Genomic DNA, 8,992 nt, shown 5'->3' with positions numbered 1-8,992 from the left:
GGGGCCGCGGGGGGCGGCGCGGCCGGGGGGGGTGTGGTGGTGGTTGTCAGCGTGGGGTGCGGGGAGGGCCGGGGGTTGTACCCGGGCGCCGTGCTCGCCACCGCCGAGGGCGGCACGGTCGTGTTCTTCTCCATGGCCACCTCGTTCAGCGCCGCCGCGCTGGGCGCCGAGGGCCTCGCCGCGGACGTGGAGATGCTCATCGGCAACGGCTACGTGCCCGGTCACGCCGCGTTCGCCCTGGACCTGCTGCGCGCGGAGCCTGCCGTGCGGGAGCTGTTCGAGCACAGGCAGACTCAGCAGGCGTGACAACACTCCTCGTAGGCGGGCGCGTCCACTCGCCCACCGCACCGGACGCGACGGCGATGGCGATCACCGACGGCGTGGTCGTGTGGCTCGGCCAGGACTCCGTCGGCCGCGCCCTGCACCCCGACGCCGAGGTGGTCGACCTGCGCGGCGCGTTCGTCGCCCCCGCGTTCGTCGACGCCCACGTGCACGCCACCGCCGCCGGCCTCCTGCTCACCGGCCTGGACCTGACCGGCTGCGCGTCCCTGGCCGAACTGCTGGAACGGGTGCGCGCCGCCGAGGGGCCGTTCGTGTGGGGCCACGGCTGGGACGAGACCCGCTGGCCGGAGAACCGGCCGCCCACCCGCGCCGAGATCGACGCCGCCGCCGGCGGGTCCCGCGTCTACCTCTCCCGCGTCGACGTGCACTCCGCGGTCGTGTCCACCGCCCTGGTCGACCTCGCGCCCGCCGCCCGCGACGCCGAGGGCTGGTCCGCCGACGGCCCCCTGTCCCGCGCTGCCCACCACCACGCGCGCGGCGCGGCCAAGGACGCCATCCCCGCCGGGCAGCGCCGCGCCGCGCAGCGGGCGTTCCTGCGCCACGCGGCCTCGAAGGGCATCGCCGCGGTGCACGAGTGCGCCGGACCCGACATCTCCAGCCGCGACGACCTCGCCGACCTGCTCGCCCACACCGGCGGCCCCGAGGTCATCGCCTACTGGGGGTCGCCCGACCCGGTGGACCTGCCCGTCGCCGGACTCGCCGGCGACCTGTTCGTGGACGGCGCGCTCGGCTCCCGCACCGCCGCCCTCCACGCCCCCTACACCGACGACCCGAGCACGTCCGGCGCCCTCTACCTGGACGCCGACGCCGTCGCCGCGCACGTCGTGGCCTGCACCCGCGCGGGCCGCCAGGCCGGGTTCCACGTGATCGGCGACGCCGCCATGACCGCCGTCGTAGCCGGGTTCGCCCGGGCCGCCGAGACCGTCGGCGTGCCCGCGCTGGCCGCCCGGAGGCACCGCCTCGAACACGTCGAGATGATCACCGCCGAGCAGGCCGAACGGCTCGGCTCGTGGGGCGTCGTGGCCTCCGTGCAGCCGCTGTTCGACCGCGAGTGGGGCGGACCCGACGGCATGTACGCGCACCGCCTGGGCGTCGAGCGCGGCACCGCGCTCAACCCGTTCTCCGTGCTCGCCGCCGCCGGCGTCGTGCTCGCCTTCGGCTCCGACGCGCCGGTCACCGACATCGACCCGTGGGCCGCCGTCCGCGCCGCCGTGCGCCACCGCACCGACGGCCACGGCGTGTCCGCCCGCGCCGCCTTCACCGCCCACACCCGCGGCGGGTGGCGCGCCGCCGGCGTCGACGACGGCCTCACCGGCACCCTCCAGCCCGGCGCGCCCGCCACCTACGCGGTGTGGGACGCGGGCGACCTGGAGGTCGCCGCGCCCGACTCGCGCGTGCAGCGGTGGTCCACCGACCCCCGCTCCCGCGTGCCCGCGCTTCCCGCGCTCGACGGACCCGCGCCGATCTGCCTGCGGACCGTGCTGCGCGGCGTGACGATCTACGACCGGGAGGACTGACCCCATGGCGTTGCTCGACCTCGACCCCGAGGTGGTCGCCACCGCGCGCCGGCTCGCCGCCACCGCGGCCGAACCCGTGGTGGCCATCGCGAAGGCGCACACCACGGTCGCGGTCGAGCGCGCCACCCTCCGGCTCGCCGGCATCACCGGCGCCGACTCCACCCACCGCGCGGGCGACGTGCCGTGGGTCAACCGCGTCGTGGACACCGTCCGCGAGCACTGCGGCCTGGAGCACGGCGCGGTGCTGCCGGTGTTCGACGCGCTGCGCCGCCACGACCTGGCCACCCTCACCGAACTGGCCGAGGCCACCGCCGCGGGCCAGGTCCGCTACACCCTCCCCGAGGGCCGCGCCCGCGCCCGCGCGCTCACCGCCGCCCGCGCCGCCGTGACCCGCGGCCTGCGCACCGTCGACCGCAACCGGGCGCGGCGCGACAAGCTCGTCGCGAAGCTCGGCGACCCGCCGCGGCGACCGTGGATCTACCTGATCGTCGCCACCGGCGACATCGACGAGGACGTCCTCCAGGCGCAGAACGCGGCCCGTTCCGGCGCCGACGTCATCGCCGTCATCCGCTCCACCGGCCAGTCCCTGCTCGACTACGTGCCCGAGGGCGCCACCCACCACGGCTTCGCCGGCACCTACGCCACCCAGGAGAACTTCCGCATCATGCGGGCCGCCCTGGACGAGGTGTCCCAGGAGGTCGGCCGCTACGTCCGGCTCACCAACTACGCGTCCGGCCTGTGCATGCCCGAGATCGCCGTGCTCGCCGGGCTGCAACGCCTGGACATGATGCTCAACGACTCCATGTACGGGATCCTGTTCCGCGACATCAACCCGATCCGCACCTTCGTGGACCAGCGCTTCTCCCGCCAGGTGCACGCCCGGGCCGGGATCATCATCAACACCGGCGAGGACAACTACCTCACCACCGCCGACGCCGTGGACGCCGCGCACACCGTGACGGTGTCCCAGCTGCTCAACGAGCGCTTCGCGCACGAGGCGGGCCTGCCCGACCACCTGCTGGGCCTGGGCCACGCCTTCGAGATCGACCCGAAGGTCCCCGAGTCGTTCCGGCTGGAACTCGCCCACGCCCTGCTGGCCCGCGAGCTGTTCCCCGACGCGCCGCTCAAGTGGATGCCGCCCACCAAGCACATGACCGGCGACGTGTTCAAGGGCTACCTGCTCGACGGGTTCTTCAACCTCGCGGGCCTGCTCACCGGCCAGTCCATCCTGCTCGTCGGCATGATGACCGAGGCCGTCGTCACCCCGTTCCTGTCCGACCGCGACCTGGCGCTGGCCAACGTCCGCTACGTCCTGGACGCCGCGGGCGGCCTGCGCGAGGACTTCCGGCCCGCGCCCGACGGGCTCATCGTCAAGCGCGCCCACCAGGTCCTGGGCGACGCCGTGGACCTGCTCGGCCGCATCGTCGACGACGGGCTGCTCGACGCCATCGCCGCCGGCACGTTCGGCCTGATGAAACGCCCGGCCGACGGCGGCCGCGGCGCCGACGGGGTGATCCCGAAGGCCGACGGCTACGCCAACCCGGCCGCCGAGCTGCTGGAGGCGACGCCATGACCCGCCACGTCCGACCCTACGGCGACACCACCGGCGACGGCATGGTGCAGACCTCGTTCACCCTGCCCGTGCCGCACGGACCCAAGGCCGACGGCGCCGCGCGGCAACTGGCCAACCGGATGGGCATCGACCCGGCCATGGTCGTGCACTCGCACCCCATCGGCGCGGACTTCACCTTCTTCGTCGTCTACGGCCGGGTCAACCACGTGGTCGACCTGGACGAGGTGCGCGTGGTCGAACGCGAGTACCCGCTGCTGTCCCCGGCCGAGGTCAACGCCGCGGTCAAACGGGTGCTGCGCCGCAAGCTCGTCGTCGTGGGCGCGTGCATCGGCACCGACGCCCACACCGTCGGCATCGACGCCATCCTCAACGTCAAGGGCTTCGCCGGCGAGAAGGGCCTGGAGTACTACCGCGAGCTGCGCGTGGTGAACCTCGGCGCGCAGGTGTCGGTACCCGAACTCGTGCGCCGCGCCCGCGCGGAGAAGGCCGACGCCGTCCTGGTCTCCCAGGTCGTCACCCAGCGCGACGCGCACCTGCTCAACACCCGCGAGATGGCCGCGGCGTTCCGCGAGGCCATGGGCTCGCGCCGCCCCCTGCTCATCGCGGGCGGTCCCCGCTTCGACCCGCTGATGGCGGGGGAGTTGGGCGTCGACCGCGTCTTCGGCCGCGGCACCACCCCCGGCGAGGTCGCCGGCTACCTCGTGCACGCCGTGTCCGCGAAGCCGACCAAGGAGGTACCCGCGTGAAGCCGACCGAGGGCGTCACCGTCACCCACCGCCGCTACGTGCCCCGCTCCCACGCCCACTACGGCGGCGACCTCGTCGACGGCGCCTACGGCCTGGGCGTGTTCGGCGACGTCGCCACCGAACTGCTCATCCGCACCGACGGCGACGAGGGCCTGTTCGCGGGCTACTCGAACGTCGAGTTCCTCGCGCCCCTCCAGGCGGGCGACGTCCTGGAGGCCACCGCCACCCTGGTCCGCGTCGGCACCCGCTCCCGCGAGATCGACTTCGAGGCCCGCGTGGTCTGCCGGTCGGCGCCCGACCGCGGCCCCACCGCCGCCGACGTCCTCGACCCGCCGCTGGTCGTCACGCGCGCGCGGGGGACGGTCGTGGCGCCGGGGAAGCGGTAGGTGCCAGGATCGTCCCCGTGATCAGCCTGGATCCGATATCGACCGTGCCGCCCTACGAACAGGTGCGCTCGCAGTTCGCCCGCAAGATCACCGACCGCGAACTGGCCGTGGGCACCAGACTCCCCACCGTCCGCGCCCTGGCGGCGGAACTGGGCATCGCCGTCAACACCGTCGCCCGCGCCTACCGCGAACTGGAGGAGGCGGGCCTCATCGAAACCCGGGGCCGAGCCGGCACCGTCGTGAGCGCGGCCGGAGAACGCACCCGCGAACGAGTCCTCCACGCCGCCCGCACCTACGCCACCACCGCCCGCGAACAGGGCCTCACCCCCGCCGAAGCCCTCGACATCGTCCGCGCCGCCCTCACCGACTGACCAGCACGCACGGGGGAAACCGGTGGGTACCGCGGCGGCGCCGACCTGTCGCGGGCGTGGCCAGGGCGCGACGGCCGACGACCGGTCCTCGAGGCGGATGTGCGTGTCGCGATCGGTGAGCACCGACGCGTACCGCACTCGGCGGACCGGGAAGGGCAGGTTCGCGATCAGCGTGAGTTGCAGGTGGTCGAATGCGGAGGCCCGGTCCAGCGCGCCGCTCAGCTTGCGGAACGCGGGTCTGTCCTCGGCGGCCTCGGACGGGTCGGCGACGAGCGTGGCGAGCGACCAGGCGGCGTGCGTCGCCACGGCGTCGGCGGTCCTCAACAGGCCAAGGCGACCGCGGCACTCGGAGTACCGACGAACACCGCTCGGCCCGCCCGGCACCACGCCTGCGGGCCGCGGGGGAGTGGCCCCCGGACGGCCTCGGGACGCCCGCGTCCGTAGGGTGGCGGAGTGGCGGTCGAGTACAGCGGCACCGGGGATCCCGCGCGCACCCTGGCCCTGTTGTGGCGCAGCGGGGAACCCGTCGCGCGCAAGGGGCGGCCCGACCTCGGGGTGGACCGGATCGTGGCCACCGCCGTCGCGGTCGCCGACGCCGAGGGGCTGGGCGCGGTGTCCATGCGGCGGGTCGCCGAGACGCTCGGCGTGGGCACCATGTCGCTCTACACCTACGTGCCCGGCAAGGGCGAGCTGGTGGACGTCATGGTCGACACGGTCAACGGCGAGACCGAGCGGCCCGACCACGTGCCCGGCGGGTGGCGGGGCCGGCTCGCCCACGTCGCCGAGCAGAACTACGCGCTGCTGCTGCGGCACCCGTGGCTGCTCCAGGTCGCCACCCACCGCGCCGTCCTCGGCCCGAACGTGGCCGCCAAGTACGACTACGAACTGCGCGCCGTGGACGGCATCGGGTTGACCGACCTGGAGATGGACTCGGTGCTGTCGCTGGTGCTGGGCCACGCCCAGGCCTCCGCCCGCGACACCGTCGACAGCGCGCGCACCGCCGACGACACCGGCCTGTCCGACACCCAGTGGTGGGAGGCCGCCCAACCCTTCCTGGCCAGGGTGTTCGACCCCGAGCGGTTCCCCACCGCGGCCCGCGTCGGCGCGGCGGCGGGGGAGGCCCACGGAGCGCCGCACGACGGCGCCCACGCGTTCCGCTTCGGCCTCGACCGGCTGCTCGACGGGGTCGCGGCGCTGGTCAGTAGCCGCGGCTCGGGATGAGCAGCCACATCGCCAGGTACACCAGGAACTGCGGGCCCGGCAGCAGGCAGGACAGCACGAACACGATCCGCACGGTGGAGGGCTTCCACCCGTAGCGGTGCGCCAGCCCGGCGCACACCCCAGCGATCACCCGGTCGGACTTCGGCCTGCTCAACGTCGTCGTGGTCGTCATGCCACCCACTCTCCGTCCCGGACGGGCCGCCGGCATCGGTGGCAACCCTGATTCCGCCCCTGGGGTTCCCGCCCGCCGCCTCCGTGACACGCGACCCACGCCACCCCGCGCCGCGCTCCGGCGGCGACCGACCGGCTCCGACCCGCAACACGGGCGTATCGGGCAGTCGTCGCCTCCTTTGCCGCGCCTTCACGGCCGCCTCGTACGCTGACCGCGTGGTAGCTCCCCCGGTGGCGCCCGACAAGGCCGCGCCCGACACACCCCCCGCACCCCGCCGACGCCGGGACGTGCGCGGCGCACTGCTCCGGATCCTGCTCGCCGCCGCCGGCGGTGCGCTGGTGTTCGCGAGTTTCCCCCCGCGCACCGCCTGGTGGCTCGCGCCGATCGGGTTCGCCGTGCTGGGCGTGCTGCTGCACCGCCGCACCATGCGCTCGGGCTTCGGCCTGGGCGTGGTCTGGGGTCTGGGCTTCATGGCCCCGCTGCTGCGCTGGACCGGCGAGTTCGTCGGCCTGATCGCGTGGCTGCCGCTGGCCCTGGTGTGCGCGGTGCTCATCGGCCTGGGCACGGCCCTGATCGCCCGGGTGTCCCGACTGCCCGGCGCGCCGCTGTGGATGGCCCTGGTGTGGGTCGCCGACGAGGCCCTGCGCGCCCGGTTCCCCTTCGGCGGCTTCCCCTGGGGCAAGATCGCCTTCGGCCAGCCCGAGGGCTGGTACCTGCCCCTGGCGAGCCTGGGCGGCGCGCCGCTGATCGGGTTCGCCGTCGCGCTCACCGGCTTCGGCCTGGCCCACGTGGGCCGCAACTGGAAGCTCGCGCTGCCGCTGGTCGTGCTGCCGCCGGCCCTGGGCCTCGCGCTCACCCCGACCGTGGGCACCGCCGCCGACGAGGGCACCGTGGTGGTCGCCGCGATCCAGGGCAACGTGCCCCGCGCCGGCCTCGACTTCGCCTCCCAGCGCCGCGCCGTGCTCGACAACCACGTCAAGCGCACCCTGGAGCTCGCCGACGACGTCAAGGCGGGCCGGGCCCGGCAGCCCGACGTGGTGCTGTGGCCGGAGAACTCCTCCGACATCGACCCGTTCCGCAACCCCGACGCGGCCGCCCAGATCGATCGCGCCGCCGCCGCGATCAAGGTGCCCATCGCGGTCGGCGCGGTGGTCGTGGACCAGAACGACGGCCTGCCGCGCAACACGGTGGTGCTGTGGGAGCCGGGCCGGGGCCCGACCGACACCTACACCAAGCGCAAGCTCCAGCCCTTCGGCGAGACGATGCCCTACCGGGAGTTCTTCCGGATCTTCTCCTCGACCGTGGACCGCGCCGGCCGCTTCCAGCCGGGCGTGGACCCCAAGGGCTTCGAGGTCGGCAAGGCCCGCATCGCGATCGACACCTGCTACGAGGTCGCCTTCGACGACGTCGTGCGCGACTCGGTGACCGCCGGGGCGAACATCATCTCCATCCCCACCAACAACGCCACGTTCGGCTACACGGAGATGACCTACCAGCAGCTGGCGATGTCCCGGGTGCGCGCGGTCGAGCACGGCAAGGCCGTGGTGGTCTCCGCCACGAGCGGCGTGAGCGCGATCGTGACGCCGGACGGCGCGGTCACCCAGCGGACCGGCCTGTTCGAGCCGGGCGCGCTGGTGGCGGAGCTGCCGCTGCGGGGGGAGGCTACGCTTGCCACCCGGCTCGGCGCGTGGCCCGAGTGGGTGATGACCGCACTGGGCCTGGTGGCCGCGGCGTTCAGCCTGACCATGACACGACGATCGCGTCCGACCCCTGGTGCGGGTGTCGGCGAGGAGGAAACGGATGACGGACCAGCAGGCGCAGCCTGACCGCGAGCTCGGGCCGGTGCTGGTGGTGATCCCGACCTACAACGAGCGGGACAACATCGGGAAGATCGTGACGCGGCTGCACGCGGCGCTGCCGAAGGTGCACGCGCTCGTGGTCGACGACGGGAGCCCCGACGGCACGGGGCAGCTCGCGGACGGGATGGCCGCCTCCGACGACCGGGTGCACGTGCTGCACCGCACGGAGAAGGCCGGGTTGGGCGCGGCGTACGTGGCCGGGTTCCGGTGGGCGCTCGACCGCGGCTACGGCGTGGTCGTGGAGATGGACGCGGACGGCTCGCACGCGCCGGAGGACCTGCCGAGGCTGCTGGACGCCCTCGAGGACGCCGACCTCGTGCTGGGTTCCCGCTACGTGCCCGGCGGCACGGTGGTCAACTGGCCGCTGCGCAGGCAGGTGCTGTCGATGGGCGGCAACATCTACTCGCGGCTGGCGCTGGGCGCGAAGGTCAAGGACATCACCGGCGGGTTCCGGGCGTTCCGCGCGCCGGTCCTGGAGCGGCTGAAGCTGAACACGGTGGCCTCGCAGGGCTACTGCTTCCAGGTCGACCTCGCGTGGCGCACGATCGAGCTGGGCTACCGCGTGGTGGAGGTCCCGATCACCTTCACCGAGCGCGAGATCGGCCACTCGAAGATGAGCGGCAACATCGTGCGCGAGGCGCTGTGGCGGGTCACGAAGTGGGGCGTGCGGCGGCGGGCGACGCAGTTGCGCGACCTGTTCGCGCCGAAGACGAAGTCGACGGCCGGGCGCTAGCACCCGGCCGTCGGCACCCCGACGCGACGACAGACGAGGCGGGCCCGGGGGGGGGCCCCGCCGGGGCCCCCC

The 8,992-nt window shown here is 74.4% G+C and carries 10 protein-coding genes; 9 read left to right on the top strand and 1 reads right to left on the bottom strand.

The genetic code is table 11. The features are described 5' to 3' along the window. The first annotated feature begins 39 nt into the window (after positions 1-39). From AB0G50_RS33025 to AB0G50_RS32995, 7 genes are all read left to right on the top strand, one after another. A complete protein-coding gene (locus AB0G50_RS33025) occupies positions 40-306 on the top strand; it encodes a hypothetical protein (protein ID WP_360116933.1) in 267 nt (88 codons plus the stop codon). A 56-nt stretch (positions 307-362) separates the two neighbouring features. Continuing rightward, positions 363-1,859: an amidohydrolase family protein gene (locus AB0G50_RS33020; RefSeq protein ID WP_360116991.1), complete on the top strand. Its 1,497-nt coding sequence runs from the start codon at positions 363-365 to the stop codon at positions 1,857-1,859. Between the two features lie 4 nt (positions 1,860-1,863). Then, positions 1,864-3,432, top strand: coding sequence for a lysine 5,6-aminomutase subunit alpha (locus tag AB0G50_RS33015; protein WP_360116930.1), 1,569 nt, complete (start codon positions 1,864-1,866; stop codon positions 3,430-3,432). Then, positions 3,429-4,178 carry an OAM dimerization domain-containing protein gene (locus AB0G50_RS33010; protein ID WP_360116927.1) on the top strand — a complete coding sequence of 250 codons (750 nt, stop codon included), beginning with the start codon at positions 3,429-3,431 and terminating at the stop codon, positions 4,176-4,178. Before AB0G50_RS33015 ends, AB0G50_RS33010 begins: the two co-directional genes overlap by 4 nt. After that, positions 4,175-4,564 (top strand): hotdog fold domain-containing protein, encoded by a 390-nt coding sequence (locus tag AB0G50_RS33005; protein WP_360116924.1) that lies wholly within the window; start codon positions 4,175-4,177, stop codon positions 4,562-4,564. Before AB0G50_RS33010 ends, AB0G50_RS33005 begins: the two co-directional genes overlap by 4 nt. Positions 4,565-4,581: 17 nt before the next feature. After that, the gene (locus AB0G50_RS33000; RefSeq protein WP_360116921.1) at positions 4,582-4,935 is read left to right on the top strand and encodes a GntR family transcriptional regulator; all 354 of its coding nucleotides are present in this window, start codon (positions 4,582-4,584) and stop codon (positions 4,933-4,935) included. Between the two features lie 453 nt (positions 4,936-5,388). Then, positions 5,389-6,156 (top strand): TetR/AcrR family transcriptional regulator C-terminal domain-containing protein, encoded by a 768-nt coding sequence (locus tag AB0G50_RS32995; protein ID WP_360116918.1) that lies wholly within the window; start codon positions 5,389-5,391, stop codon positions 6,154-6,156. On the opposite strand, the gene AB0G50_RS32990 is transcribed toward AB0G50_RS32995, so the two are convergent. Next, complete coding sequence (locus AB0G50_RS32990) at positions 6,134-6,328, bottom strand: PspC domain-containing protein (RefSeq protein WP_360116915.1); 195 nt, start codon at positions 6,326-6,328, stop codon at positions 6,134-6,136. The two genes, AB0G50_RS32995 and AB0G50_RS32990, sit on opposite strands and share 23 nt — an antisense overlap. Positions 6,329-6,543: 215 nt before the next feature. Here AB0G50_RS32990 and lnt point away from each other — a divergent pair, with 215 nt between their 5' ends. After that, positions 6,544-8,154, top strand: a complete 1,611-nt coding sequence (lnt, locus tag AB0G50_RS32985; RefSeq protein WP_360116912.1) for an apolipoprotein N-acyltransferase — start codon at positions 6,544-6,546, stop codon at positions 8,152-8,154. Beyond that, the gene (locus tag AB0G50_RS32980; protein WP_360116909.1) at positions 8,129-8,920 is read left to right on the top strand and encodes a polyprenol monophosphomannose synthase; all 792 of its coding nucleotides are present in this window, start codon (positions 8,129-8,131) and stop codon (positions 8,918-8,920) included. Before lnt ends, AB0G50_RS32980 begins: the two co-directional genes overlap by 26 nt. Positions 8,921-8,992: the final 72 nt, after the last annotated feature.

Source organism: Actinosynnema sp. NPDC020468 (assembly GCF_040642015.1).
GTDB lineage: Bacteria > Actinomycetota > Actinomycetes > Mycobacteriales > Pseudonocardiaceae > Actinosynnema.
Note: the sequence above shows the minus strand (reverse complement) of the source record. Positions and strands in the feature narration are given on the sequence as shown.

Bases quoted from the DNA above. Each gene is read 5' to 3' on its own strand.
- AB0G50_RS33010 (WP_360116927.1), top strand. From the start codon at position 3,429: ATGACCCGCCACGTCCGACCCTACGGCGACACCACCGGCGACGGCATG.
- AB0G50_RS33020 (WP_360116991.1), top strand. From the start codon at position 363: ATGGCGATCACCGACGGCGTGGTCGTGTGGCTCGGCCAGGACTCCGTC.
- AB0G50_RS33015 (WP_360116930.1), top strand. From the start codon at position 1,864: ATGGCGTTGCTCGACCTCGACCCCGAGGTGGTCGCCACCGCGCGCCGG.
- AB0G50_RS32980 (WP_360116909.1), top strand. From the start codon at position 8,129: ATGACGGACCAGCAGGCGCAGCCTGACCGCGAGCTCGGGCCGGTGCTG.
- AB0G50_RS32990 (WP_360116915.1), bottom strand. From the start codon at position 6,328: ATGACGACCACGACGACGTTGAGCAGGCCGAAGTCCGACCGGGTGATC.